A 25,937-nucleotide genomic window follows, 5' to 3' on the forward strand; every position below is an offset into this window, starting at 1 on the left:
CCGACGCGGGTTCACCCGAATGCCGGGCCCCGCTCCGAAAGTCACCCGCGCGAGCGCCCGGGGGCGTCGCGTGCGCCCCTGGGCGGGAGCGGGAAGAACCCGCTGGTGCGGCGGACGTAGTCGGCGTAGCCGGGGCGAGACTTCGACAGCTGCCTCTCCAGCAGCGGCTTGCCGGTCCCGGCCACCAGGAAATAGGTCATGAGCACCGGCGAGAGCACCGTCAGCACGCCCGGCCACTGATCGGCGGCGACCAGGAACAGGCCCCACCACACGCAGGCGTCGCCGAAGTAGTTGGGATGGCGGGTGTAGCGCCACAGACCGGTGTCCAGGACCTTGCCCCCGCTGCCGGGGTCGGCGCGGAAGCGGGCGAGCTGCCGGTCGCCGACCGTCTCGAACACGAATCCGACCAGCCAGAGGGCCGTACCGGCCCAGGTGATCCAGCCGAGGGGGCCCTTCTCGAACATCGCCACCTGGACCGGGAGCGAGACGAAGAGCAGGACGACGCCCTGGGTCACGTAGATCGTGCGGACCGCGTACAGGGTGCGGCTGCCGGGGGCGCGGCCGAGCATCCGCTCGTAGCGCGGGTCCTCGCCCTCGCCGAGGTTGCGCCGCCCGATGTGCAGCGCCAGCCGCATCCCCCACGCGGCGGTGAGCACCAGCACCAGCAGCCGCCTGGCCTCCTCGCCGCCGGACGAGCCGGACAGCAGGTAGGACACCAGGGCGACGAGCGTGAATCCGAGACCCCAGGCCACGTCGATCACCGAGTGGCGGCCCACCCTGAGCGCCACGGCCAGGGTGACCGCGAGCAGCGCGGCGAGGGCGGCCGCGGAGGCGAGCAGGGACCACCAGAACATCCACCAGGACATCACGGCCTCCTCAGCAGGACCTGGTGGACGTCCATCCTGCCCTGCTCGAAGGCGAGCGCACCACCGACCAGATAGAGCCGCCAGACGCGGGTCATCTCCTCGCCGACCAGCGCGACGGCCTCGGCGTACCGGGACTCGAAGGTGCGGTGCCACTCGCGCACGGTCCTGACGTAGTGCTCTCCCATCGCCTCGGCGTGCTCGAAGGTCAGGCCGGGGGCCTCCAGCAGCGCGATGGTCGCCCCGACCGGGCGCATGTGCATGTCGGGGGCGATGTAGGTCTCGATGAACGGCCCTCCCCCGGGATGCCCGGCCCCGCGTGACATCTGCTGGACCAGCACCCGCCCGCCCGGCCTGACCAGCCGGTGCAGGGCCGAGGCGTAGAGCGGGTAGTTGTCCCGGCCGACGTGCTCGCCCATCTCGACCGAGCCGATCGCGTCGTAGGGGCCGTCGGCGACGTCGCGGTAGTCCTGCAGCCGGACCGTCACGTCCAGCCCCGCCGAGCGCGACTCGACGAACGCCTTCTGCTCCCCGGACAGGGTGGCCCCGGTGGCCGACACGCCGTACTCGCGAGCGGCGTGCAGCACCAGCGAGCCCCACCCGCACCCCACGTCGAGCAGCCGCATGCCGGGCTCCAGGCGCAGCTTGCGGCAGATCATGTCCAGCTTGCGGCGCTGGGCGTCCGCGAGGGTGTCTCCCGGCTCGAAGAACGCCGAGGAGTAGGCCATCGACCCGTCCAGGATCAGCGCGTAGAAGTCGTTGGACAGGTCGTAGTGGTGGGAGATCGCCGCCCGGTCCCTGACCCGGCTGTGCGGCCTGCCGCCGAGCCGGGCCTCGGTGGCGGGCGGGGCCGGAGGGCGGCCGATCACGCTGTGCATTCCCAGCAGCCTCAGCAGCGCCCGTACGGCCCGCACCCGGTCGACCCGGGGCCGGGCCGCTCCGGGTCCGCCCGCCACCGCCTCCCGGACCCGGCGCAGCCCGTCGGCCAGGTCCCCTTCCACATCCAGCTCACCGGTCACGTACGCCCTGGCCAGGCCGAGCTCCCCCGGGCTCCACAGCACGCGCCGCAGCGCCCTCGGGGAGCGCAGCACCACGGTGGGCGCGTCCGCCGGGCCGTACGAACCGCCGTCCCAGGTGCGCAGCCGCAGCGGCGGCTCACCGCCGAACAGGTCGCGCAGCAGCGGGGCCAGGACTCCTGCCGCGCCGGTGGCGGCGGGTGCGGTGACGGTCATGATTGCCTCCCGAGGGTGAACTGCCAGACGTCCAGGTAGCGTGAGCGAAATCCCGCCTCCGAGTAGGCGAGATACAGCGTCCACATGCGGTGGAAGACCTCGTCGAACCCGAGCGCGCCGACGGCGTGGACCCGCTCCAGGTAGCGTTCGCGCCAGAGGCGGAGCGTCTCGGCGTAGTCGTCGCGCAGCGAGAGCCGTCGCGTGATCCGCAGCCCGCCGAGGTTCTCCTCTATCGCGGTCACCGAGGGCAGCATGCCGCCGGGGAAGATGTACTTCTGGACCCACGTGTGGGTGTTCAGGGTGGCCCGCATCCGGTCGTGCGGCATCGTGATCGCCTGGATCGCGATGCGGCCGCCGGGGGCGAGCAGTTCCTCCAGCACGCGGAAGTAGACCGGCCAGTAACGGGCGCCGACCGCCTCGACCATCTCGACGCTGACGATCGCGTCGTAGCTGCCGTCCACCTCCCGGTAGTCGGCCAGCAGGATCTCCACCCGGTCCGACAATCCGGCGTCGGCGACCCTGGCGACGGCCAGCGCCCGCTGCTCCCGCGACAGGGTGACGGAGGTGACCCGCGCGCCCCGCGACGCCGCCCGCAGCGCCAGCTCGCCCCAGCCGGTGCCGATCTCCAGCAGCCGGGTGCCCGGCCCCGCCCCCACCTGGTCCAGCAGCCGGTCGATCTTGGCTCGCTGGGCGCCGGCGAGCGTCTCCCACGACGCGGGCCCCTCGAACAGCGCGCTGGAGTAGGTCATGGTCTCGTCCAGGAACTCGGCGAACAGCTCGTTGGACAGGTCGTAGTGGCGCGAGACGTTGCGCCGGACGCTCTCCTGGCCGCCCAGCTCGTCCCGCGGCACCCCGCGCACGGCCAGCCGCCGCAACCGCTGCAGCCCCGGGGGGATGAGCGTGGTCAGCCGCTCGGCCATCACCGTGAGCACGGCGGGCAGGTCGTCGGCCTCCCAGTCGCGGGCCATGTAGGCCTCGCCGAACCCGATGAGCCCGGAGGCCCCGACCCGGCGGTAGAACGCCTCGGGGCGTCGCACCCGCATCACGGGGCCGCCGGTGCCGAGCAGCCGCCCGTCCGGCAACTCCACCGTCAGGGGCAGCCGCCGTACGGCGCGCGGGAAGAGCAATCGCACGGGCACGCCGCGCAGGCGTGAGGCGGGCACGGTGTCGACATCGGGCCAGGCCGTGGCCACCCGCTCGGTCGTCGAGGTCATCTGGGTCCTTCCGGGGGAACTGTTCTCAGGCCGCGCAGGTACAGGCCGATCCCCTGGCGGCGGATCCTGGCGCTGCCCACGAGGGGGGCCATCGGGTGCCTGGCGGCCATCCGCCAGAGCCAGGGCCCGGTCGCCGGCCTGCGGCGTCCTCGCACCCCGGCGACAAAAGGGGGCCGTCCCGGCCTGTGCAGGACGACGGTGAGCGCGAGGCGCTCGCCGGGTTCGGGAAGGCTGAGCCGGTAGTGGCCCTCCACCGCGTTGAACGGCGAGACGCGGAACTCCTTGGCCACCTCGCGCTCGCCGGGGCGCAGCAGGTAGCTGTGACGCCCGCCGTAGGTGTTGTGCACCTCGGCCACCACGACGGTTCCGTCGCCGGTGTCGCACCAGTAGACGGTCAGCGGGTTGAACACGTGGCCGAGCACCCGGGCGTTGGCGAGCATCGTGATCCGGCCCGCGGTGATCCCGTGCCCGGCGAGGAAGGCGTCGACGTTCTGCCTGATGCTCAGCGCGGGATCACCCGCGTGGTCGCGCGCGTGGAACGCGGCCAGCAGGCGGTTGCGCGGCAGCCGGTCCAGGTCCACCAGCCACAGGTAGGAGCCGTAGCTGAAGTCGTTGCGGATCGGCTCGGAACGGACGTGGGTGATCACGCACTCGTACAGGGCGGTCACCACCGCCCCCCGAGCGCCTCGGCCGCGCGGACGCCGGAGCCGCAGCCGTCCTCGTGGAACCCCCAGCCGTGGTAGGCCCCCGCGTAGGCGATCACGTCGTCGTCGAGCGCGGGCAGCCGCTCCTGGGCGGCGACCGACTCGGGGGTGTACACCGGGTGCTCGTAGGTCATCCGGGCGATCGCGTGCCCGTCGGGGATCTCGGCGCCCAGGGTGACGAGATGGGGCCGCGACGTCTCCAGCCGCTGCAGGCGGTTCATGTCGTAGGTGACCCGGGCTCCGGCGGCGTCCGCCGTACAGGACTCCATCCGGTAGTTCCACGAGGCTCGCGCGCGCCGCGCCCGGGGCAGCACCGACGGGTCGGTGTGCAGGGTGACGGGATTGCGGGAGTAGCGGAACGCGCCGAGCACCTCCCGCTCGCCGGGGGTCGGCTCGGCGAGCAGGCGCAGCGCCTGGTCGGGGTGGGTGGCGACCACCGCCGCGTCGAACCGCTGGACGCCGTCGGCCTGGAATTCCACCCCCTCCCCCGTACGGCGCAGCGCCCGGACCGGGGTGGAGGTGTGCACGGCGGTGAGGGTCTTGGCGATCTTCTCGACATAGTCGCGTGAGCCCCCGGTGACGGTCCGCCAGCGCGGGGAGCCGGAGACGGTGAGCATGCCGTGGTTGGCCAGGAACGCGAACAGGTAGCGCGCCGGATAGCGCCCGGCGTCGGAGGGAGGGCACGACCAGACCGCCGACACCAGCGGGGTCGTGAAGTGGGAGATGAAATAGGGCGAGAAGCCCGCGACGAACTCCCCCAGCGTGCGGTCGTCACCGTGCTCCAGCGCCTCGCGGGCCATCCGGTGGAAGCGCGGCACCTCGGTGAGCATCCTCAGGTACGGCGCGCGGGCCACGCTGGAGACCCGGGCGAACAGGCCCGGCGCCCCCTTGCCCCCTGCGTATTCGAGGCCGCAGCCCCCGCACGAGACCGACATGCTCATGTCGGAGGGCTGGGTCCGCACGCCCAGCTCGGCGAAGAGCCGGATGAGCCGGGGGTAGGTCCGCTCGTTGTGGACGATGAACCCGCTGTCCACGGCCAGAGTCCGGCCGTCCGCCGACGTCACGTCGTGGGTGTGCGCGTGCCCGCCGATACGGTCGTCCGCCTCGAAGAGGGTGACGTCGTCGCGCCGCCCCAGCACGTACGCCGCGGTGAGACCGGCCACGCCGCTTCCGATGACGGCGATCCTGCGCCTCTCCATCGACCGATGTCCTCTCACAGCACTCACAGCACTCACAGCACTCACGGCGTTCACAGCACTCACGGCGTTCACAGCACGAGCCGGGGCGATCCGTCGGCGGCCCTGGAGAAGGCGTCCGCCACCGGCCCCGGTGCGGTCTGCCGGTCGAGCGACAGAAGAGTCAGTTCCACCGCCAGGCGATGCCAGAGAGCGGCCCTGCGGAGCATCGCGTGGCCGTCTCCGGCCACCTCGATCACGGCCACGGCGCCCGCGCCGTCCCGCGAAGGCACGCGCACGGCTCCGTCCCGCGCGCCCCGCGAAGGCACGCGCGCGGCCGCGTGCCGCGCCCGCTCCGCGTAGGCCCAGGTCGCGCGGGGATCGGTGACGGCGTCGCGGTCGCCGTGGGCGAGCAGCACGTGCTTGCCCGGGAGCGGGGAGACGGGTTCACCGGCGGGGAGCCAGGGCGCCAGCGCCGCGACCGCGGTCACCAGGGGATGCCCGGCCGCCCGGAGCGCCGCGCGCGCCCCCATCGAGTGCCCGATCAGCACCACCGGGACGCCGAGCCGCTCGATGATCGCGTACACGTCCGCGACCGGCGAGGCCTCGGCCCCGTTCCAGCCGCGCACCCGAAACCGCGGGCGCGAGACCGCGACGTCGCGCCCGCGGGTGGCATGCCGTACGGCACGCTCGAAGGGGATCATTCTGAGCACGGCGAGCTGGGTCGGCGCCGTGGGCTCACGGCCGGTGGCACGACCGCCGTGGAGGATGAGAACGGCGGAGGCAGGTGGGGTCATCGGGGGTCCCTTGGGTCGGTATGACCCCTTATTCGGAACCGTCGGGGATCCGGATGCCCCGCGATGCCGAGTTCCCTCGGTTTTTCGGGAAGGATCTTCATCCGTGCGGGCCGGGGCGGGTGTCCCGCCCCGGCCCGGCCCGGTGGGGGCGGCCGGTTCACCCGGGTCCGGATGTCGTCCTCGCGGCGATGGAAGCCGCGCCGGCGTCCTCGATCACGGCCCCGCTCGTCGCCTCGCCCGCGCCCGCCGTGCCGTCACGCCGGCACGGCCCTCCTAGCTCTACCGGTACATGTGACAGTAAAGGTTGGACAGGAGCCCCCGGCGACCCCACCATGACGGTGTGACCTATGCCAATCCTCGCTCAGGCAATGGATCGCGCCTGCGAGACGGGTATGATCACCAGAATCCGGGAGCCACTCGGGCCGCACATGTCAAAGATCGGTAAAATATGGGTACATACGGCTGGGAATGGAACTGCGGGAGGCCCCCATGCAGGTCAAGAAGGTCCTCACCTACCTCGCGGTAGCGTTCGTGGTCTTCTATCTGTTTACCAGGCCCGCCGAGGCGGCGAGTGCGGTCAACGGAGTCGTTGATGGGATCGCGAGAGGAGCCGATCAGTTGGCTCTGTTTTTCACTCGGGTGCTCACCTGACCGGCCGGCGGTGGTTCACCCCGCCCTGATGTGAGTTATTCGGCGCTCCCGTCCGAGCCACGGGGGAGCGCAGGACCCTCCCTACGCCGAGCAACCGTGCGATGTGCTTTCGCTGTCCCCCAGGGACGTGTTAGGCAGAGAGCATGGCCGATCGTTACGACATCACCGGAGTCCACACCCTCGATCCCGCGGCGGGGCGCGTCGTCGAACGCGCCGACACCGAGGGCGTCGAGCTGATCCGTTTTCTCTACGCGGACCACGGAGGTGTGATCCGGGGCAAGGCCACCTCACGCTCCCTGCTCGCCGAACGGCTCGGCACCGGCATCGGGCACACCGTGGCGATGATGGCGATGAACATGCTCGACGGGCTTCAGAGCGTCGAGCATCTCGGCCCGGTCGGCGAGGTCCGCATCGTCCCTGATCCGGCCACGTTCGTCCGCCTGCCCTACGCTCCCGGCGCGGCGGCCATGCTGTCGGACCTGTGCCTGCCCGACGGGTCCCCCTGGGCCGCCTGTCCGCGCACCTTCCTGCGCGAGGCCGTCGCCACCCTGGCCGACGAGGGCCACGCCCTCGTCGCCGCCTACGAACCCGAGTTCACCCTCGGCCACCGCGTCCCCGACCCCGGGGGCGGCCCGGACCGGCTGGTCCCCGTCGACGACAGCCTGTGTTACTCCACCACCGGCTTCAACCAGGCCCACGACTACACGATGGCCCTGGTCCACGCCCTGGAGAGCCAGGGCCTGCGGCCCGAGCACTGCCATCCCGAGCTCGGCCACGGCCAGCAGGAGCTCTCGATCCGCCACGCCCCCGCCCTGCGCGCCGCCGACAACCACGTGATCTATCGCGAGACGGTCCGGGGCGTCGCCACCCGCATGTCCATGTGGGCGTCCCTCGCCCCCAAGCCCATCGCCGACCAGGCGGGCAACGGCGCCCACATCCACGTCTCCCTGTGGGACCCCGAGCTCAGCGTCAACACCTTCAGCGACCCCTCCGGCCGATACGGCCTGTCGGCCAAGGCATATCACTTCATCGGGGGCCTGATCGCCCATCTTCCGGCGCTCACCGCGCTGACCTGTGGATCGGTGAACAGCTTCCGGCGCCTGGCGCCGCAGATGTGGTCGAGCGCCTACTCCTGCTACGGCATGGACAACCGGGAGGCGGCGGTGCGGATCTGCTCCCCCACCGGGAAGGACGTCGCGGCCTCCACCAACCTGGAGATCAAACCCTCCGACTCCTCGGCCAACCCCTACCTGTCGCTCGGGGCCGTCATCCACGCCGGCCTGGACGGCATCCGCCGCGAGCTCGACCCCGGCGAGGCGGTCAACGTCGACCCCGCCACCCTCCCCGAGGGCAGCGTCCCCCGCCTTCCCAGCTCCCTGGGCGAGGCCCTGGACGCCCTGGAGGCCGACGACGTCCTCATGAACGCCCTCGGCCCCCTCCGCAGCTCCGCATACCTGGCCGTCAAACGCTCCGAGGTCAAGTCCTTCGCGGCCCAGGACGTCGCCTACGAGCTGTTCCACCACTTCAAGGCCTTCTGAGGCCGGGCCGTTCGCGAGGGGTCCGGGCTCGCCGCGACGGCGAGCCCGGCGGTCACATCTCCGGGCGGCTCCCCGCCGGGCGGCGTGGGGCCGATCGACACCGCCGGGCGGCCTCACCCCTCCCGGCGGGCGACGTCATTCGCCCGGACGACCGGTTCCGCCGTGTCCCCCGTGCCCCCCGTGCCCCCCATGGCATGGGATCCATCATGCTCGGCCATATGGGACAGGATCTGTCCTAGATGACTCCTACCGTCGATCACGTCGCTGCGGCACACCGCCCGGATCTTCCGGGGGGACGCGACCGCCCCACTCCCTTCATCCCCCTCGTGCCAAGGAGCCGTACTCGATGTCCGACCGCCCGACGGAAGTCCCGTGTCTCTCCTGGGCCGAGGTGCGCGCCCGGCGTCTGGAACGGCATGCGCTGACCGCCCCGTCCGAGAACGCCCGGCCCGCCGACATCGTCGGTGCCATGGCCGGCACTCACGCGCAGGTCATGTCCGCCGCCGAACTGGCCATCGGGCTCCGCCTCGCCGGCGCGACGCGCACCGACGTCCGTGAGGCCCTCTGGACCGAGCACAGCCTGGTCAAGACGTTCGGTCCGCGCGGCACCGTTCACCTGTTCCCCACCCGCGACCTGCCCCTGTGGGTCACGGCGCTGTCAGCCCTCCCGCCCTCTCAGAACGGCTTCTCCGACGACGTGCGGATGAGCCCCGGCCAGGTCGAAGCGGTCCTCGCGGCCATCGCGGACGCCTTGCGGGACGACGAACTCACGATCGACGAGCTCGGCGACGCGGTGGTCCACCGTACGGGGCCGTGGGCCGGAGACCTTGTCATGCCCGCGTTCCAGGGCATGTGGCCTCGCTGGCGCCAGGTCATGCACCTGGCCGGAATGCGGGGCGCCCTGTGTTTCGGCCCCAACCGGGGCCGCAAGGTCACCTACACCAGCCCAAGCCGATGGCTGCCCGGCTCCGAGCCGGCCGACACCTCGGCCGCCCTATCCCACGTGGTGAGGAGCTATCTGCACGCGTACGGACCGGCCACCCCGCGACGGTTCGCGCACTGGCTGAGCGCCCCGGTCCGCTGGGCGAGCGACCTTTTCGAGTCCCTGGCCGGCGAGCTCCAGCGGGTCGAGGTCGAGGGCGCCTCCGCGTGGGTGACGGCCGGCGACACCGAGGTTCCCTCCGCCCCGCCCCGGGGCGTGCGGCTGCTCCCGTACTTCGACGGCTACGCCTACCGGGTCGGCAACCAGCCACCCGAGTTGCTCTACCCCGGCCGCGCGGCCGGGCGCGTGCTGCCCGGCAACTTCCAGGTCCTCCTGGTCGACGGCGTCGTCGCCGGACTGTGGCACCAGCGCCGCTCGGGCCGCCGGATCGACATCACCGTCGAGCCCCTCGTGCGGCTCACGGCCTCGCAACGCGACGAGCTCGACCACCAGGGAGAACGCGTCGGAGAGATCCTCGAAGCCAGGCCCCGGCTGACCATCGGCGTCGTGACCGTGGGCGGCCACGCCTAGATCCGCTGCCCGGGCAGGGGCGTCACGCCCCGGACCGTCCGAGCCCGGACGCCGGGAAACAGGCGGGCAGGGGCGTCGTGGATGTCCGCGGGCACCTGAGCCGCTTCCGGTCCGCCTGAGCCCGGACGCCGGGGATCAGGCCGGGCTCGTCGCGGCGGCAGGACTCACGTGCTCGCGGTGAGGGCGAGCAACCTGTCCACCAGCCCTCGCGCGTGGTCCGCGCCGGCCGGGCTGTTGAAGAAGATCACGTGGAAGTAGAGCGGCGCCAGCACGACCTCCAGCAGCTCCAGCAGGGTGGGCGGGTTCTCCCCACGGTCCCGGGCGCGGTCGAGCATGGCCTGCAGTTGCACGCCCCGCTCCAGGAGGTAGATCTGCCGGGGCGGCTCTCCCCCCTCCGCATGCGTGCCGACCATCGCGGCACGGAGGAACACGGCGCTCAGGGGGCTGGCCACGTCTTCCGCCACCTGGACCGCGTAGGCCTCGAGATCACCCCGGAGCGTCCCGGTGTCCTGGACGGGCGACGAACGCGTCAGCCGCTCGGTGACCACGTCGTCGATCAATGCGGCCAGGGTGCCCCAACGCCGGTAGAGCGTCGTCTGGTGGACGCCGGACCGCTCGGCCACCAGCGCGATGCTCAGGTCGCCCCACTCCTCCTCGCGAAGCAGGTCGACGACGGCCTCGTGCACCGCCGCCCGGACGCGTGCCGTACGGCCCCCGGGACGGCGGGCGGGTTGCTCTGCTTCCACCGGAACAGCCTAACGCAAAAATACTTGCTTTAAATTTTCCGCCGCTCTACGCTTCCCTCAACGCAAGAAAACTTGCGTTAAGGGCCGTTGGTCCTCGCGAAATGCGGGCCACAGCCACGCGGCGGCGCTCATCCCCGGATCAGAGCGTCATCCCTCAACGACCCGCATCGGCGACCGGCTGGACGAAACCCCTCGGGAGCATGGAATGAACCGGTCTGGCAACGGTGGAATCGCCTCGGTGGTGCTGTGGGACATCGCACCGATGATCGCCACGTACTACGGATGCCGCGCCCTGGGCGTGAGCGAGTACGCCGCCATGCTGACGGCGGCGAGCGTCGGATTCCTGCGCGTGGCCTACGTCGCCCTCCGGCAGCGCCGCTTCGACGGCTTCGCCGCCTTCATGGGAACCGTCTTCGGTGTGGGACTGGTCCTGTCCCTCCTTTCTGGGGACGAGAAGTTCCTGATGGCCGTCAAGTCCGTCACCACCTCGGTCGCCGGCCTGATCTTCCTGGGCACCTGCGCCCTCGGCCGTCCCGCCGCCTTCGCCGTGGCCAAGCTTTTCGGCGCCGAGAACGCGGACACCGTACGACGCTGGGAGGCCCTGTACGCCGCGGAGCCGGCCTTCCGCCGCGTCTACCTGGTGATGACCCTGGTGTGGGGCATCACCCTCCTGGCCGAGTCGGCCATCCGCATCCCACTGATCTACCTGCTGCCGACCGACGTCATGGTCGGCCTGTCATCGATCCTCCTGATAGGGACCATCGGGCTGCTCGCCCTGTGGAGCTCCTGGTACGGCAGGCGCGGCGAGCAGGCGGCGCAGCGACTCCCCTCCGGCCCGGAGGCCGTCGGCACTCCGTGAGCGCGGCCCTACGAGATCCGCCGACGGACCGAGCACGACCACCGCGAGCCGGCAGAGTCCTGCTAGGGAGTGAGGACGATCTTGTTGCATTCGTTCTCTTTGTTCTTGAACATCTCGTAACCGCGCGGGGCGTCCTCCAGCCGCATGCGATGGCTGACGACGGAGCTGGGATCGATGTCGCCGTTGCGGATCCTCCCCAGCAGGGGCTCCAGATACCGCTGCACGTGGCACTGGCCGCTTCTCAGCGTCAGTGACCGGTTCATCAGCGAGCCCATCGGGAACTTGTCGAGCAGGCCGCCGTAGACACCGATCACGGAGACGGTCCCGCCGTTGCGGCAGGACATGATCGCCTCGCGCAGGGCGTGCGGCCGCTCGGTTTCCATCCGGGTCGCCTGCTTGACCCGGTCGTAGGCGTGCACGACCCCGGTGGGGTGGTGGGCCTCCATGCCCACGGCGTCGATGCACCCGTCCGGGCCCCGCCCGGCGGTGATCTCCCGTAGCGCGTCGAGGACGTCGACCTCCTCGTAGTTGAGCGTCTGCGCGCCCGCCCGCTCGGCCCTCTTCAGCCGGTACGGGAAACGGTCGATGGAGATGACCTTCTCTGCCCCCATCAGGAAGGCGCTGGCGACCGCGAACTGACCGACGGGTCCGGCTCCCCACACGGCAATGACGTCCCCGGGCTTGATGTCGCACATCTCCGCGCCCATCCAGCCGGTGGGCAGGATGTCGGACAGGAACAGCACCTGCTCGTCCGTCAGGCCGTTCTCGATCTTGATCGGCCCCACGTCGGCGAACGGCACGCGCGCGTACTCCGCCTGGCCCCCCGGGTAGCCGCCGAGCATGTGGGAGTAACCGAAGATGCCCGCGGGGGCATGGCCCATGAGTTTCTCCGCCAGCCCCGCGTTGGGATTGGAGTTCTCACACACCGAGTACAGGCCGTGTTCGCAGGCGATGCAGTTGCCGCAGGCGATCGGGAAGGGGACGACCACCCGGTCGCCGACCTTCAGGGTCGACACCTTCTGGCCCACTTCCACCACCTCGCCCATGAACTCGTGGCCGAGGATGTCGCCCTTCTTCATGGTCGGGATGTAGCCGTCGTACAGGTGCAGGTCGGAGCCGCAGATCGCGGTCGAGGTGACGCGGACGATGGCGTCGCGGGCGTTCAGGATCCTGGGATCGGGAACCTCGCGGACCTCGACGGTGTTCCGGCCCATCCAGCAGTTGGCCTTCATGTGACTCTCCTTACCGCATCGCGGGCTGGGCGGGACGCTGCCTGACCTGGCGCGATGTGAGGGTGCCCTCCGGGCTGCCCTCGGAGCGAACCACCTCGCCGGTCTCCATGACCTGCTTGAACCGGCGCAGGTCGTCTCGTATCTGCTGCTCGGGATGCTCGCCCAGCAACCTGGCGAGGGCCATGCCGACCTCGCCGACCTTTCCGCCCGGCAGGTCGTAGATGAGCTTCACCCGCACCTCCGTGCCGCGCCCGCCGGGAGCGTCGGAGAAATGCACAAAACCTCTGTTGCCGACGAGGGCGCCCTTCGTGGAACGCCAGGAGATCAGCTCGTCCGGGTGGTCCTCGACGATCTCCGCCTCCCACTCGACGGTCCTCTTCAGGGGCCCTTTCACCTTCCAGTGCGAGTGCCCGTCGCCGGTCGTCTCCACCGACTCCAGGTGCGCCATGAAGCGGGGAAGGTTCTCGACGTCGCGCCAGTGGCGGTACACCTTCTTGCGGGGGCGATTGATCGTTATGGCGGCATGAAGGTCCATCGGATGCTCCATCCTTCTAGTCCCGCGGCTCCGGTTCGCGCGTACCGCGGTGTACAGGTCGACGACCGTGATGCCGGCGACCGCCGCCATGACGGCCGCGACACGCTGGCGCCTCCAGCCGGTGCGGTCGGCGAGCGACCGGCCCAGCAGCATCAGGTCCAGGGCATCGCCCGCGACGCGGGTCCACACCCAGGGGGCGGGTTCGCGGCTGCCCAGCAGCACCCCCGCGTGAAACAGCTCTCGTGCGCCCACCAGCGATACCGCGCTGCGGGCCCCAGCCGAGTCGTCGACGCCGCTGATCCTGCTGACGGCGTCCGGCGCGGCGAGCTGTACCGCGCCCAGGCCCAGACTGGCCCAGCCCAGGGCGCAGGCAAGACGATCGGTTGTGCGGTCGTATTCTTCGCTCATGTCGCCCCCACATGGCTGATTGCTTCTCGGTCCCAGTCCACCGGCCCCTCTTCCCACCGCTTCGCTGCCTATGACGCGGACGCCGTCCACCCCAATGATCGTCACCCCAGCCGACGGCGAACCTGATAAGTAATCACATAATCACAGGCAGTACCCTGAGCGTCCCCAATAACACCAATTGTCCGAATTGTTTGGGATACTCCAGAACCACCTCACCGCGGCTCGTCTTTTCGTCGTGCCGCCCGCTGCGGGCGATGGCGCCTCGAACGTCGATCAGAGCCGCATGACCGGTTCATGATCGACGAGCCGTTCATCCACAAGAGGTCTTATGCCTGTTTTTTATCCTTCGTAGTGATCGAGCCTGAGGGCCGGGGTATCAAACGCCGGGACATCGAACTAGGCCGCCCGGTCACGATGGCGCCGACCGCAACCGCTGCCGGCGCCTGGTCCGGCCGGTGGGGGCGCTGAGACGAACGCCGCTCTTGGCCGACGCACTCGCCGGGAAGTGAAGAGACGCCTGTGAACGCGACGAATCCCACCACCCTGCGGGTCGTCCTTGTCGCCGACCCCGGTCTACCCACCGAAATCGCCCGCAACCTCGCCTACGACCTTCCTGACCTGTTACAGCAGCAGACCCCCAAAACCGACTGGCAGGTGCTGATGGTCACCGCCCCCCTGATCACGGACGAACAGGTCGACGTCTCCGGCATGGTCGGTAGTGTCCGCCCCCACCTGCATGGCCTTGACTGGGACATCGGTGTCTTTCTCACCGATCTTCCTCGCCGTGCCGGACTGAGCCCGGTCAGCGCCGAGGTCAGTCCGGCCGACCACGTCGCCCTGATCTCCCTGCCCGCTCTCGGCTCTCTGCGCCTGCACCGGCGGGCCGCCCAGGCCGTGCTGAGCGTGGTCGGGTCGCTCAGTTCCGGCGGCACCCACACCGGCGGCCCGGCCCGTCGCCGGTCCCAGGTGATCGGCCGCCGTACCCCCGGCGCTCCGCTGGATCCCACGGCCGACGGGCCCGTCCCTGAGCGTTACATCGTGCCCAGTCCGCGTGGCATGCTCCATCTCATCGCAGGCATGGTGCGAGCCAATCGCCCCTGGCGGCTGTTCACCGCTCTCTCCCGCGCCCTAGCCGGCGTCTTCGCCACTGCCGCCTACGGCATGATCAACAACACCGCCTGGCAGATCGCCGCCTCCCTGGATACCTGGCGCCAGTTTCTGGTCACCGTCCTGTCGGTTCTCGCCCTCACCGCCTGGATCATCGTCGACCATAAGTTGTGGGAGCGCCCCGACGGCGACCTTCCCCGCGCCCTCTCCCGCCTCTACAACCTTGTCACCAGCCTCACCATCGGGCTGGGCGTGCTCTTCCTGTACGCGGTGCTCTTCGTCGTCCTCAACGCCGTCGCCGCCCTTCTGCTGAGCCCCTCCGTACTTGACCAGGCCCTGGCACACCGCCCCACCGTCACCGACTATCTGGCCCTGAGCTGGTTCGTCACCTCCCTCGCGATGATCGGCGGAGCCTTCGGCTCCGGGCTCGAGGACGACGGCACCGTCCACAACGCCGCCTACGGCCGGCGCCAGCGCAGCCGCCGGGAGCAGCAGAAAAGCAGCGAAGCCGATCCTGGAGCCGGCCGAGCGGACTCCTGATACACAGCGCGATGGTTGTCGGGTGACGGGGTCATCGACGGCTCAGCAGATGGCGGGCCCCGTACACGACGGCGCCGACCCCCAGAACGGCGGCGCCCGAGAGCACCGCGGACGGCGGGAGGCTGAACGCCAGCGCCACACAGCCGACAAGACCCAGGACGGGAATCGCCCGGGGCGGTCGGCCTTCGCCGGGAGAAAGAGTCCAGGCGGAGGCGTTGGCGATGGCGTAGTAGACCAGCACGCCGAAGGAGGAGAAGCCGATGGCCCCGCGCAGATCGCTGACCAGTACGAGCACGGCGACGACGGCGCCGACAGCGAGCTCGGCCCGGTGCGGCACCTTGAAACGCGGGTGCACGGCGGCCAAGGCGGGCGGCAGGTGACGATCTCTGGCCATGGCCAGGGTGGTGCGGGAGACGCCGAGGATCAGTGCCAGCAACGACCCGAGGGCGGCGATGGCGGCCCCGGCGCGGACGACGGGGACCAGAGCCGGCACGCCCGCGACCCCGACCACCTCGGCCAGTGGGGCAACCGTCTCGCCCAGTCGTTGCGGCCCCAGGACGGCCAGGGCGGTGACGGCCACCGCCGCGTAGACGACCAGGGTGATGCCGAGGGCGATGGGGATCGCGCGGGGAATGGTCCGGGCGGGGTCACGCACCTCCTCACCCAGGGTGGCGATGCGGGCGTAGCCGGCGAAGGCGAAGAACAGCAGGCCCGCGGCCTGCAGCACCCCGCCCACGCCCGCGTCGGAGGCGATGTCCAGTCGCGCCGCCCGCGCCTGCCCGCTGAGCAGGCTCGCCACCACCACGGCGGCCAGTACGAGGAGCACCACCGCGACGATCGTGCGGGTCAGCCACGCGGCTTTCCGCACTCCGGTGTAGTTCAACGCGGTCAGTGCCACCACTGCGGCCGCGGCCACCTCCCGCTGGTGTCCCGGCCACACGTAGGCGCCCACGGTCAGGGCCATCGCCGCGCAGGACGCGATCTTGCCCACCACAAAACTCCAGCCGGCCAGGTAGCCCCAGAAGGGACCCAGACGTTCCCGGCCGTAGACGTAGGTGCCGCCGGAGGCGGGATAGCGCGCCGCCAGCCGGGCCGAGGAGGTGGCGTTGCAGTAGGCCACCACCGCCGCGAGACCCAGTCCCAGCAGCAGCCCTGATCCGGCCGCCGCCGCGGCCGGGGCGAGCGCCGAGAAGACCCCGGCGCCGATCATCGACCCCAGGCCGATCACCACCGCGTCCGCCGGCCCCAGGCGGCGCTCCAACCCCGGCTGCCCGGTTCCGGCAGACGTCCCCGTCACAGCGCCCCCGCACCTCGAACAGACCGGAACTCGATACCGCGTCACCATAACGGGCCCCGGTGCGCAGGCACCGCCTGGGCCCGGCGACTGAGCGGTCCGTACGATCGCCATCGCGAAGCCGGAGCTGGACGAACTGGGCGTGGAGTTCGCCGGTGAACTGGAGAAGGCGCACCGCAGGATCCGGAAGCTCGCCGGAGCCTCTTCCCCGAGCTCACCCAGCTGCCACTCTGGCCAGGGCACATACGACGATCAAGTCTGGGAGAGCTCGGCCCACACCGCGTGACCTACCGCCTGCGTGCCACGACAACCGACTTTGGAGGCCAGTGCCGCGACCACTGCCAGCCCCCTGCCGTGCTCGGCGAGCGGGTCCGCCTCCCGGCGGCGATTGAACCTGGGGATGCCGCCCCAGCCGCAGTCGTAGACGGTGACCCGGATGACCGCGACCTTGCGGGTCAGCTCGACGATGAAGGTGCCGTGGGCCTGCCCGCTGCTCGTGTGGGCGACGGCGTTGGCCGCAAGCTCGGCGACGATCTGCTCGGCGTCATCCCGGCATGGCGAGTCCTCCAGGAGAAATCTGATGAAACAGCGAGCCCGAGGAATCTGATCCGGGCGACCGGCAAAGGTCCGCCGGTAGGTCATCCCACCCGGCCGGAGCCCCACCATCGCGTCGATCAACGCCGGGGCCACGTCATTTCGGGTAATGGTCACATCGGCTCCTGCTGAGAGTTCGGGAATCACCTCCAGAACGATGACTCAGCCCGCCTCGCCAGGTAACCCCCGTATGACAGCTCCAAGCCACCCCATCATCCATGCGTTTGACCTGCGCTGATGCCGCTCAAATCGCCTGAGCATCCCCATCTTCCCGCAGATATGTCACTTTCTGTTAGCGCTTATGTACGATTCGTTTTACTGTCCATCAAGGAGAGTCAATGCCAGGCGAGGGCTATCGGATCCTGCTCGACTGCCGACGACGCAGCAAGGCGCTACGCGCCCGATCGTTCACCTTCGACCAGATCGCCGACGTCCTGGCATTGGACTACGACGCCAGCCCACTGCGCCTGTACCGCTACGCCCACGGCCGTACAGCATCCGACGTAGTGGCCGCTCACAACGACCTCGACCCTGCCGGCGCAGCCTCCCTGCGCGAAGCCCGGCTCTACGACTACGAGGCCTGGCCGATCACCGGCCGCCGCGTCCCCGCTCGAATCATCGCCATCTTCGCCCGCCTGTACCAGACCACGGCCCGATGCCTACTGTCCGACGAGGTCTACGCCTCCTACAACACGCGCGACCGCGATCCCCTCGATCGAGCCGACCATCGCCATCTCGATCCCCACCAACATCGTCACCCACGTTCCCCCACCATCTATAACGAAGCGTTCCCCGCGCGAGAGTCGACCGCCTACGGCGAAGCTCCCCCACGAGAATCGACACCCAGATTGGCCGCTTATGACGAGCCACTCTCCACATGGGGCCTGGTGACGACGGCGCCCCTCCGTGACAGCATGGAACCGCAGCCGGTTCCCGCGCGGGTCCTGCCCCTAAACCCTGCGCACTACACCGAACTTCTGCGCGCCCTGCGCGCCGAGGAGGCCGACGTGAAAAGACGCGAACTGCTCTTCGAGCTCGCTCTACTTCTCGGCGGCACCCCTGCCCTGAGTCTGCTGCGCCACCTCACCCCACCCGAACACGAACGTCTGGCCTTCACCGCCCGACAGCAAATGCCGATCGATAGCCGCACCATCGACCTGCTGGAACGCCTCACAAGTCGCCTCTGGGAAGCAGACGAATCCTTCGGCCCGCAACAGGTCCTCCCCGTGGCCGAGGCCAAACGCGCCCTGATCAACGACCTCCTCCATCAAAGCTCCCTCAGCCCTGTCCTCCGAAACCGCTTGCTCCGCCTCTATTGGAGCCTGTCCCACATGAGCGGCTGGTGCCACTACGACCTGCTGGACTTTCCGAACGCCACCCGCCGCTATACCGAAGGGCTCGCGGCAGCTCATGAATTACAGGCTCCTGCCCTTCTCGCCCATCTGCATGGCCTGCTAGCCGATATGGCGCTTCACCAGAGGAAACCCACCGTCGCGATGGATCACAGCTTCGCCGCCGAAGGATGGGCCAAGAAAAGCCACAATCGCCTGCAGCAGGCAGCGACGTTCAATGTGGTCGCACGAGTGCTCTCCGGAGCCAGTCACGACGACGCCGGCCTGCGAGTGCTTGACCGCGCCATCGCCCTGGCGAGCGCGAAGCCCAACGATGCCGATTTTCGGCATCTCTTCTGGTGCAACCCTGACCACATCGACCGTCACATTGTGTTCTGCCTGGTTGAGCTCAACCGACCCGACCAAGCGATAGCCGAAGCAGATCGGATCATGGCGAAGATGGATCCCGGATGGAATCGGGAGCGAGGAATCCTGCAACTCGAATACGCCACTACGTTGATCAAGAAGCGAGAGATCCCCGCAGCCGCCGCGATGATCGGCGAAACCGCCCAGATCGTTACAAGCCACAGCTCCACCAGACTCGCCAACTCCGTACGACAGGCCCGCCGCCGCCTCCGGCCCTGGGAAGATAACAAATATGTTCGAGATCTAGATCAAAGGCTCCGCGAGTTCTCCATCGTCCACTGAAGAGCTTCCCTCGCGAACCATCCGGATCACCACCTGGATCCGCGGCCATTGGTCGATCGAAAACCGACCGCACTGGGTCTGTGACCTCACCTACGGCGAAGAGCACTGCCAGACTCGCACCGGCAACGCGCCCCAAAACATGGCTGGCCTGCGCAACCTCGCCATCGTCGCTCTGCGCCCGGCCCGCGATGCCACCCGCACCCCGACCATCCTCGGACTCACATGATCAGTAATCATTCACCGGGGTTCCGGAAGAGCGGCCGCAGCGTGTTGGGGCACCCGACCTCCCAGGTTCAGTTCAATCCGCACAGATCCCCCACTTGTCAGGCTCCCACAAAAAGCGATCACTCTCGTCTATCTCGACGATGCTCGCCACCACGTATCCTCGATAATCCCGCCCACGAATAACAATAAGGTTATCGAGATCCAGGCTGGATCCAAGTTGAGGAGCTATTGTGCGAATGAACTGCGAGTCCGCCTTTTCTAGGGTCACACCATCCAACGCGATAGGCAGGCCAACCGCCAAAACATCTCCGAACGCGATGTCCATTCGGGTGGTACCGGAAGTCTCCTTGCCGCTCCGTATCAGGAGCCTAGAATGCGATGGCACATAGCTCCATAGGCGGAAAATTCTTTCCGGATAATCTATATCGAGCTCCACATCTCCCACTTCCCGCCGGCAGGCCTGGCGATTACCACAAACCCGACCAAAGCAGCATGTCAGAGTTGTCGACGCTTTCGCTGGCATGGCAGTTGATCCTGGATCCACCGGGAAGTCATCGACAGTAGCCCGGTAGGCACGCTGAACCTGATGGAGAACGAGATCGCGCGGGTCATACGCCCCCTGTGCCCGACCATGCGCTCCTCTCCGCCGGGGTCGCTTCAGCAACGGCGATCAACCCCGAATCGGTCCGCACGGACGCTTCAGCGTCAGGACGCATTCCGGGCGGCCGGAAACAGAGCGGCTACGGCCCGCACCCGGTACGGCGGAGCAGAGGGGCGCGGAGGTGGGCCGGTGTTTCGGCCGGCGTAAAAAGGGACCGCAACCATCACGCTCGCGCAGGCCGGAGGCCTGGAACACCAGACCGCGACCACGACGGCCGGCCGGAACGCCGACCCACCGCAGCGCGACCACGCCCGCTCCCGCCAACCGCCGAGCGCTCCACTTTCCCCATTGCAGTGTCTCTCCGTAATCATCCTTATACGATTCGCATACGTTCGTTTTGAGGAGAGACGATGCCAGTCGAGGGCCATCCATCATTGAGGGCATCCGGATGCGGAAGATCCGCAGGGTCTCGCATCTGCGATCGATGATCACAAAGCAGCCACGCTTTGAGACACCCCAGAGCCCCGCTAGTGCCGCGTCAGAGAACGTTTGCCCTGTGTGGCGCTAATCGGCACCCAGGGTGCGCAGGACGATCGTGAAACACCCGATGCCGGATATGCCGAGCGTGCCAAGATCGCCCGTATGACTTTCGCTCCTAAGAGTTCTGCCGGGCAAGCAGACACCGCAGCCCCCACGCAGCCGCCGTGGATCCGCCCTGTTCCCGAAGGTTCCGCCGAGCCCACAGAGCAGGCTGTGCTCAACGACTACGACAGGATCGCCGAGGGGTACACGACCGAGAACGAGACCAACCTCCTCAACGCGTACTACGAGCGGCCCGCGATGCTGGAGCTCGCCGGGGACGTGACCGGCCGGCGCATCCTCGACGCTGGCTGCGGCTCGGGCCCCCTGTTCCACGCGCTGCGTGATCGGGGCGCCATCGTGACCGGCATCGACGCGAGCGCCGGGATGCTGGAGCTGGCCCGGCAGCGGCTGGGCGCCGACGCGGACCTGCGGGTCGCCGACCTGGCCAACCCACTGCCCTTTCCCGACGACGCGTTCGACGACGTCATCGCGTCCCTGGTGCTGCACTACCTGGAAGACTGGGGACCGACACTGGCCGAACTGCGACGCGTACTGAGGCCTGGCGGCCGACTCCTCGTCTCGGTCGATCATCCTTTCGTCATCACCCTCATGCGTCACATGGCAGGGGAAAAGCCCAGCTATTTCGAGACCCGTAACCGGATCGAAGAATGGACCATGGGCGGGCAGACCGCCCAGATGAGCTTCTGGCACCGGCCGCTGCACGCGATGACCGACGCCTTCACCGCAGCCGGCTTCCGGATCGCCGTCATCAGCGAACCGTTCCCCGCACCGGGGGCCCGCGAATTGTTCCCCGATGTCTTCGCGGACAAGCCCTCGGGGGCCTTCCTGTGCTTCCTGTTCTTCGTTCTTCAGGCCGACTGATGCCGTATCAGGCCACGTTTGCCTTGGCGACGACGGCTCGGAGGCGGCGGTCGTTGGTATGGCGGTTCCGCCAGATCATGTAGCGGCGGATCATGCTGCCCTGCTCTTTGTGACCGGCGTGGTCGGTGCCGTCCAGGACGAAGTAGCGCAGGGCGGTGAACTGGGCCTCGATGCGGTTGAGCCAGGAGGAGTTGGTCGGGGTGTAGGCGATCTCGACGTTGCTGGCCGCCACCCAGGTGCCGACCCGTTGGCATCGTTTCGTGCTCAGGTGCGGGGAGAAGTTGTCGCACACGATCGCGATGCGAACCTCGGGCGGGTGGAGGGTACGCAGGTAGCGGCAGAACTCCAGGAACTGGGTCCGCTTTTTGATCGGTTTGATGTGGCCGTAGAGCCTGTCACGCTTGAGGTCCAGGGCGGCGAACAGGTGGCGGACCCCGCCGTATCGGTTGTAGGTCGCCCGGCGCCGGCGGCGGGGCTCGCGGTCAGGGTCCTTGTGCCTGCCGCCGCGTTCAGCCCATTGCCGACCTGGGTGGGGCATCAGGTTGAGCGGCCCGAATTCGTCCATGCAGAAGATGACTTCAGGCTCGCCTTCCTCGGGTATGACCTCGCCGTCTGCGATCGCGTAGAGATGCTCCACGCGGGCCTTCTTTGCCGCATAGTCCGGGTCGCGGGAGGTCTTCCAGGACTTCAGGCGTTGAAAGGAGACTCCTTCCTCGCGGAGCAGGATGCGCAGGCCCTCGTGGCTGATGTCGTCGACCACCCCCTCGGCGACCAGGAAGTCCGCCAGCTTGGTCAGGCTCCAGGTCGAGAACGGCAGGTCGTGCTCGGTCGGCTTGGACTTGGCGATCTTCTTGATCTCGCGCCGCTCGGGCAGCGTGAACGTCTTGGGCCGGCCACCCTTGTACTTCGGATACAGAGACTCGAAGCCGTCGGCGTTGAAGTTGTGGACCACGTCCCGAACCCGGTCGTCGCTGGTGAACGATACCTCGGCGATCTTCGCCACCTGCATGCCCTGCGCGGACAGCAGCACCATCTGGGCCCGCCGCCAGGTCACCACCGACCCGGTGCCGCGGCGGATGATCCGCAGCAGCCGCCTGCCCTCGTCGTCATCGATCTCACGGACGCGTACCCGATCTGCCACCCGGACAGCATGACGGCCGCACGCCGCCCTGGACAGAACCCGAGCGGCACGTCACGTCACAACAGGGCAAACATTGCCTGATGCGGCACTAGCGTGGTCGGCATGACTGCTGTGCCTGGGTCCGAACCCCACGAGGCGTCTCCGGGGGCTCCGCGCTACTGGGGCGCGGATGAGTTCATGCATCACGACTTCGGCGACCTCGGCCGCCGTTTCGAGCTTGAGGACGGCTGCATCGTCATGACCCCCGCCCCCTCCATCCGTCACCAGCGCATCGCCCGGCGCCTCATCAACGCCATCGAGGCATGCCTGCAGGCCGACGGTCTGGACCTGGATGTGGAGGGCCCGGTCAACTACCGCCTCAACTCCGACACCGTGTTCGCTCCCGACATCGCCGTCTTCCGCCGTGACACCGACAGCGATCTCTATGTGGAGCCACACGAGATCGAGGTCCTCGCGGAGGTCACGTCCACCAATTCCAACCGCGACCGCCTCACCAAGATGAGCCGGTACGCCCGGACCAAATGCGAGTGGTACTGGATCGTCGACCAGAACACTCTCGTCATCGACGTCTACCAGCTCGACGGTGATCTTTACCGGCAGGTGGCAGCGATCGCACCCGGCACCACCGCCACCCTGCCCGGCCCCGTTCCCCTGACGATCGACCCCGGCACCCTCGCCTGACCACCGCGCTCTCGAATGCCGGGCAACCGCCCGCGTCAGCGGACGGGGTGGCCCGCCTGGCGGAGGGTCTCCTTGACCTCGCCGATCTTGAGCTGGCCGAAGTGGAACACCGACGCGGCCAGGACCGCGTCCGCCCCCGCCTCGACGGCCGGAGGGAAGTGCTCCAGGGAGCCGGCGCCGCCGCTGGCGATCACGGGGACCGACACGGCCCGCCGTACGGCGCGGATCATCTCCAGGTCGTAACCGTCACGGGTGCCGTCGCCGTCCATGGAGTTGAGCAGGATCTCCCCCGCGCCGAGCTCCGCGCCCCTGCGGGCCCATTCGACCGCGTCGATGCCGGTGCCCCGGCGACCGCCGTGGGTGGTCACCTCGAAACCGGACGGGGTCGGCGGACCGTCTGTGACCCGGCGGGCGTCCACCGACAGCACGATGCACTGCGCGCCGTACCGCTGCGACGCCTCGGTCAGCAGCTCGGGACGGGCGATGGCGGCGGTGTTCAGGCCCACCTTGTCCGCGCCCGCGCGCAGCAGCCTGTCGACGTCCTCGACCGAGCGCACTCCCCCGCCCACGGTCAACGGGATGAACACCTGCTCGGCCGTCCGGCTGACCACGTCGTACATCGTGGACCGGTCGGAGCTGGAGGCCGTGATGTCGAGGAACGTCAGCTCGTCGGCGCCTTCGGCGTCGTAGCGGCGGGCCAGCTCGACCGGGTCTCCGGCGTCACGGAGGTTCTCGAAGTTGACGCCCTTGACCACCCGCCCGGCGTCCACGTCCAGGCAGGGGATCACTCGTACCGCGACACTCATCAAAGCTCCTCATCCACGGCAGGCCTCCGCCTCCGCCTCGTCCGCAGCGGCGGGCCACCGCGACCTCCCCTTGACCGCAACCTACGACCGCGACTCTCCCCGCACCCGTAACCAACGGCCGCGACTCTCCCCGCAGCCTACGACCACGACTTCCCCCGCCCTCGCGACCCACGACCGCGACTTCACGCGACCTACGATCTCACCGCGGCGAGGGCCTCTTCGAGGGTGAACTCCTGCGCGTAGAGGGCCTTCCCCACGATCGCGCCCTCGACGCCGATCGGGACCAGTGCGGCCAGGGCGCGCAGATCGTCCAGGGAGGAGACGCCGCCGCTGGCGACCACCGGCTTGTCGGTGCGGGAGCAGAACTCGCGGAGCAGCTCCAGGTTGGGGCCGAGCAGTGTGCCGTCCTTGGTGACGTCGGTGACGACGTAACGGGGGCAGCCGTCGGCCTCAAGGCGCTTGAGGACCTCCCACAGGTCGCCACCCTCCTGGGTCCAGCCGCGGGCGGCGAGGGTGGTCCCGCGCACGTCGAGGCCGATCGCGATGCTGTCGCCGTACTCAGCGATGATCTTGGAACACCAGGCCGGGTTCTCCAGGGCCGCGGTGCCGATGTTCACCCGGCGGCAGCCGGTGGCCAGCGCGGCCTCCAGGGAGGCGTCGTCGCGGATGCCGCCGGACATCTCCACCTTGACGTCGAGCGCGTCCACGACGGTGGCGAGGAGGTCACGGTTGGTACCGCGCCCGAAGGCGGCGTCGAGGTCGACCAGGTGGATCCACTCGGCGCCGGCCTCCTGCCAGGCGAGCGCCGCGGAGAGAGGGTCGCCGTAGGAAGTCTCGGTGCCGGCCGCGCCCTGGACCAGGCGGACCGCCTGGCCGTCGGCGACGTCCACGGCGGGGAGCAGCTCTAGCGACATCTGATCAGGACCTCCGGTCGAAGACAAGGGTGACGATAAGCGGTACGAAGAGCAGCGACAGGACGAAGACCCCGAACCGTGCGCTCCACGAGGACCACAGCAGCCAGGCGATCACCTGGACGATCATGAACAGCACCGCCACGCCGCCGTTCTGCGCGCGGCGGCGGCGGGCGATGATCCCGCCCTGGGAGGCGATCCGGACGGGCCTGCCGGGCAGGAGGGCGGTGACCCTGCCGACCCACTGGCGGCGCCGCACCAGCTTGGCCTCGCGTTCGGCGACCCGGGCCGCCTGGCGTGCCTGCTCGGCCTCGCGTTCGGCCCTGCGCCGGGCCCGTTCCTTGCTCATGGCAGATCCCATGGGAGGACCGGTAAGGGAACCGGCGAGAGGCTCGATCGAGGACCCGGCCGAAAGACCTGCCGAGCGCTCACCTTACGGTTCCGAGCCAGTTCGTGAGCAGCTGGGCTCCGGCGTCGCCCGACTTCTCGGGATGGAACTGGGTGGCCATCAGCGGGCCGTTCTCCACCGCCGCCACGAACGGGACACCGTGCTCCGACCAGGTGACCAGGGGGTCGTCGAAACCCGGCCCCGCCTGGAGCTCCCAGGTCCGCACACCGTACGAGTGGACGAAGTAGAAGCGTGTGTCCGGGTCGATTCCGGCGAACAGCACGGTGTCGGCGGGTGCCTTGACGGTGTTCCAGCCCATGTGAGGCAGGACCGGGGCCTCGAGGCGCTCCACCGTCCCCGGCCACTCGCCGCAGCCCTCGGTCGTGACGCCGTGCTCGACGCCCGTCTCGAAGAGGATCTGCATGCCGACGCAGATGCCGAGGACCGGCCGCCCCGCCGACAGGCGCCGCCCGATGATGCGCTCACCTCGTACGGCGCGCAGCCCGGTCATGCAGGCGGCGAACGCCCCGACGCCCGGGACGACCAGGCCGTCGGCCTCCATCGCCTCCGTGTAGTCGGAGGTCACCGTGACGTTGGCCCCGACCCGGGCCAGAGCGCGTTCCGCGGAGCGCAGGTTGCCGGAGCCGTAGTCCAGAACGGTTATGTTCACCATCGGGGC

The 25,937-nt window shown here is 69.2% G+C and carries 25 protein-coding genes; 8 read left to right on the forward strand and 17 right to left on the reverse strand.

From position 1 onward, the window contains the following. Nucleotides 1–41 precede the first annotated feature (41 nt). The 6 genes from CHC08_RS05800 to CHC08_RS05825 form a co-directional block, all read right to left on the reverse strand. Nucleotides 42–866, reverse strand: a complete 825-nt coding sequence (locus CHC08_RS05800) for a DUF1295 domain-containing protein (protein WP_089206106.1) — start codon at nucleotides 864–866, stop codon at nucleotides 42–44. Further along, nucleotides 866–2,095, reverse strand: coding sequence for an SAM-dependent methyltransferase (locus CHC08_RS05805; protein ID WP_089206107.1), 1,230 nt, complete (start codon nucleotides 2,093–2,095; stop codon nucleotides 866–868). The genes CHC08_RS05800 and CHC08_RS05805 overlap by 1 nt, the downstream gene beginning before the upstream one ends. Further along, nucleotides 2,092–3,309 carry a class I SAM-dependent methyltransferase gene (locus CHC08_RS05810; RefSeq protein WP_089206108.1) on the reverse strand — a complete coding sequence of 406 codons (1,218 nt, stop codon included), beginning with the start codon at nucleotides 3,307–3,309 and terminating at the stop codon, nucleotides 2,092–2,094. Before CHC08_RS05810 ends, CHC08_RS05805 begins: the two co-directional genes overlap by 4 nt. After that, complete coding sequence (locus CHC08_RS05815; protein WP_245878152.1) at nucleotides 3,306–3,977, reverse strand: DUF1365 domain-containing protein; 672 nt, start codon at nucleotides 3,975–3,977, stop codon at nucleotides 3,306–3,308. Before CHC08_RS05815 ends, CHC08_RS05810 begins: the two co-directional genes overlap by 4 nt. After that, nucleotides 3,974–5,212: an NAD(P)/FAD-dependent oxidoreductase gene (locus tag CHC08_RS05820; protein ID WP_089206110.1), complete on the reverse strand. Its 1,239-nt coding sequence runs from the start codon at nucleotides 5,210–5,212 to the stop codon at nucleotides 3,974–3,976. The genes CHC08_RS05815 and CHC08_RS05820 overlap by 4 nt, the downstream gene beginning before the upstream one ends. 68 nt (nucleotides 5,213–5,280) lie before the next feature. Next, complete coding sequence (locus CHC08_RS05825) at nucleotides 5,281–5,985, reverse strand: alpha/beta fold hydrolase (protein WP_089206111.1); 705 nt, start codon at nucleotides 5,983–5,985, stop codon at nucleotides 5,281–5,283. 489 nt (nucleotides 5,986–6,474) lie between these two features. On the opposite strand from CHC08_RS05825, the gene CHC08_RS49330 reads away from it, so the two are divergent. The 3 genes from CHC08_RS49330 to CHC08_RS05840 all read left to right on the forward strand — a co-directional run bounded on the left by CHC08_RS49330 (nucleotide 6,475) and on the right by CHC08_RS05840 (nucleotide 9,687). Further along, on the forward strand, nucleotides 6,475–6,636 hold the full coding sequence (locus CHC08_RS49330) for a hypothetical protein (protein WP_179281901.1): 162 nt from the start codon (nucleotides 6,475–6,477) through the stop codon (nucleotides 6,634–6,636). A 143-nt stretch (nucleotides 6,637–6,779) separates the two neighbouring features. Next, the gene (locus CHC08_RS05835; protein ID WP_089206113.1) at nucleotides 6,780–8,174 is read left to right on the forward strand and encodes a glutamine synthetase family protein; all 1,395 of its coding nucleotides are present in this window, start codon (nucleotides 6,780–6,782) and stop codon (nucleotides 8,172–8,174) included. Nucleotides 8,175–8,520: 346 nt separating this feature from the next. Continuing rightward, the gene (locus CHC08_RS05840) at nucleotides 8,521–9,687 is read left to right on the forward strand and encodes a winged helix DNA-binding domain-containing protein (RefSeq protein WP_089206114.1); all 1,167 of its coding nucleotides are present in this window, start codon (nucleotides 8,521–8,523) and stop codon (nucleotides 9,685–9,687) included. A gap of 164 nt (nucleotides 9,688–9,851) precedes the next feature. On the opposite strand, the gene CHC08_RS05845 is transcribed toward CHC08_RS05840, so the two are convergent. Further along, a complete protein-coding gene (locus CHC08_RS05845) occupies nucleotides 9,852–10,433 on the reverse strand; it encodes a TetR-like C-terminal domain-containing protein (protein ID WP_089206115.1) in 582 nt (193 codons plus the stop codon). Between the two features lie 205 nt (nucleotides 10,434–10,638). On the opposite strand from CHC08_RS05845, the gene CHC08_RS05850 reads away from it, so the two are divergent. Next, nucleotides 10,639–11,292, forward strand: coding sequence for a VC0807 family protein (locus CHC08_RS05850; RefSeq protein WP_089206116.1), 654 nt, complete (start codon nucleotides 10,639–10,641; stop codon nucleotides 11,290–11,292). Between the two features lie 62 nt (nucleotides 11,293–11,354). Here the strand turns inward: CHC08_RS05850 and CHC08_RS05855 are convergent, their stop codons facing one another. Both CHC08_RS05855 and CHC08_RS05860 read right to left on the reverse strand, forming a co-directional pair. Further along, the gene (locus CHC08_RS05855; protein ID WP_089206117.1) at nucleotides 11,355–12,524 is read right to left on the reverse strand and encodes a zinc-dependent alcohol dehydrogenase; all 1,170 of its coding nucleotides are present in this window, start codon (nucleotides 12,522–12,524) and stop codon (nucleotides 11,355–11,357) included. 10 nt (nucleotides 12,525–12,534) lie between these two features. After that, on the reverse strand, nucleotides 12,535–13,467 hold the full coding sequence (locus tag CHC08_RS05860; RefSeq protein WP_089206118.1) for an SRPBCC family protein: 933 nt from the start codon (nucleotides 13,465–13,467) through the stop codon (nucleotides 12,535–12,537). A 519-nt stretch (nucleotides 13,468–13,986) separates the two neighbouring features. Between CHC08_RS05860 and CHC08_RS05865 the strand changes: the two genes are divergently transcribed. Next, entirely contained in the window at nucleotides 13,987–15,114 is a 1,128-nt protein-coding gene (locus CHC08_RS05865; RefSeq protein WP_089206119.1) for a hypothetical protein, read from the forward strand. Between the two features lie 31 nt (nucleotides 15,115–15,145). Here CHC08_RS05865 and CHC08_RS05870 read toward each other — a convergent pair whose 3' ends face one another. After that, nucleotides 15,146–16,411: an APC family permease gene (locus CHC08_RS05870; RefSeq protein ID WP_245878153.1), complete on the reverse strand. Its 1,266-nt coding sequence runs from the start codon at nucleotides 16,409–16,411 to the stop codon at nucleotides 15,146–15,148. Nucleotides 16,412–16,660: 249 nt separating this feature from the next. Beyond that, complete coding sequence (locus CHC08_RS05875) at nucleotides 16,661–17,119, reverse strand: ATP-binding protein (protein WP_089206121.1); 459 nt, start codon at nucleotides 17,117–17,119, stop codon at nucleotides 16,661–16,663. 221 nt (nucleotides 17,120–17,340) lie between these two features. Between CHC08_RS05875 and CHC08_RS05880 the strand changes: the two genes are divergently transcribed. Further along, nucleotides 17,341–19,041: an NsdA family TPR-like regulatory protein gene (locus CHC08_RS05880; RefSeq protein ID WP_089206122.1), complete on the forward strand. Its 1,701-nt coding sequence runs from the start codon at nucleotides 17,341–17,343 to the stop codon at nucleotides 19,039–19,041. A gap of 298 nt (nucleotides 19,042–19,339) precedes the next feature. Here the strand turns inward: CHC08_RS05880 and CHC08_RS05885 are convergent, their stop codons facing one another. Further along, complete coding sequence (locus tag CHC08_RS05885) at nucleotides 19,340–19,591, reverse strand: hypothetical protein (RefSeq protein WP_089206123.1); 252 nt, start codon at nucleotides 19,589–19,591, stop codon at nucleotides 19,340–19,342. A gap of 1,029 nt (nucleotides 19,592–20,620) precedes the next feature. On the opposite strand from CHC08_RS05885, the gene CHC08_RS05890 reads away from it, so the two are divergent. Continuing rightward, the gene (locus CHC08_RS05890; RefSeq protein WP_245878154.1) at nucleotides 20,621–21,331 is read left to right on the forward strand and encodes a class I SAM-dependent methyltransferase; all 711 of its coding nucleotides are present in this window, start codon (nucleotides 20,621–20,623) and stop codon (nucleotides 21,329–21,331) included. Between the two features lie 7 nt (nucleotides 21,332–21,338). Here CHC08_RS05890 and CHC08_RS05895 read toward each other — a convergent pair whose 3' ends face one another. Continuing rightward, entirely contained in the window at nucleotides 21,339–22,472 is a 1,134-nt protein-coding gene (locus CHC08_RS05895) for an IS630 family transposase (RefSeq protein WP_089206125.1), read from the reverse strand. 102 nt (nucleotides 22,473–22,574) lie between these two features. On the opposite strand from CHC08_RS05895, the gene CHC08_RS05900 reads away from it, so the two are divergent. Further along, nucleotides 22,575–23,153 carry a Uma2 family endonuclease gene (locus CHC08_RS05900; RefSeq protein ID WP_143653123.1) on the forward strand — a complete coding sequence of 193 codons (579 nt, stop codon included), beginning with the start codon at nucleotides 22,575–22,577 and terminating at the stop codon, nucleotides 23,151–23,153. 35 nt (nucleotides 23,154–23,188) lie between these two features. Here the strand turns inward: CHC08_RS05900 and hisF are convergent, their stop codons facing one another. The 4 genes from hisF to hisH form a co-directional block, all read right to left on the reverse strand. Then, nucleotides 23,189–23,959 carry an imidazole glycerol phosphate synthase subunit HisF gene (gene hisF, locus CHC08_RS05905; RefSeq protein WP_089206127.1) on the reverse strand — a complete coding sequence of 257 codons (771 nt, stop codon included), beginning with the start codon at nucleotides 23,957–23,959 and terminating at the stop codon, nucleotides 23,189–23,191. A 191-nt stretch (nucleotides 23,960–24,150) separates the two neighbouring features. Further along, complete coding sequence (gene priA, locus CHC08_RS05910; RefSeq protein WP_089206128.1) at nucleotides 24,151–24,873, reverse strand: bifunctional 1-(5-phosphoribosyl)-5-((5-phosphoribosylamino)methylideneamino)imidazole-4-carboxamide isomerase/phosphoribosylanthranilate isomerase PriA; 723 nt, start codon at nucleotides 24,871–24,873, stop codon at nucleotides 24,151–24,153. A 4-nt stretch (nucleotides 24,874–24,877) separates the two neighbouring features. Next, entirely contained in the window at nucleotides 24,878–25,219 is a 342-nt protein-coding gene (locus CHC08_RS05915; protein ID WP_089206129.1) for a hypothetical protein, read from the reverse strand. 79 nt (nucleotides 25,220–25,298) lie between these two features. Then, a complete protein-coding gene (gene hisH, locus CHC08_RS05920) occupies nucleotides 25,299–25,931 on the reverse strand; it encodes an imidazole glycerol phosphate synthase subunit HisH (RefSeq protein ID WP_089206130.1) in 633 nt (210 codons plus the stop codon). Nucleotides 25,932–25,937 lie beyond the last annotated feature (6 nt).

The sequence above is a fragment of the Streptosporangium subroseum genome, from assembly GCF_900188345.1.
GTDB lineage: Bacteria > Actinomycetota > Actinomycetes > Streptosporangiales > Streptosporangiaceae > Streptosporangium > Streptosporangium subroseum.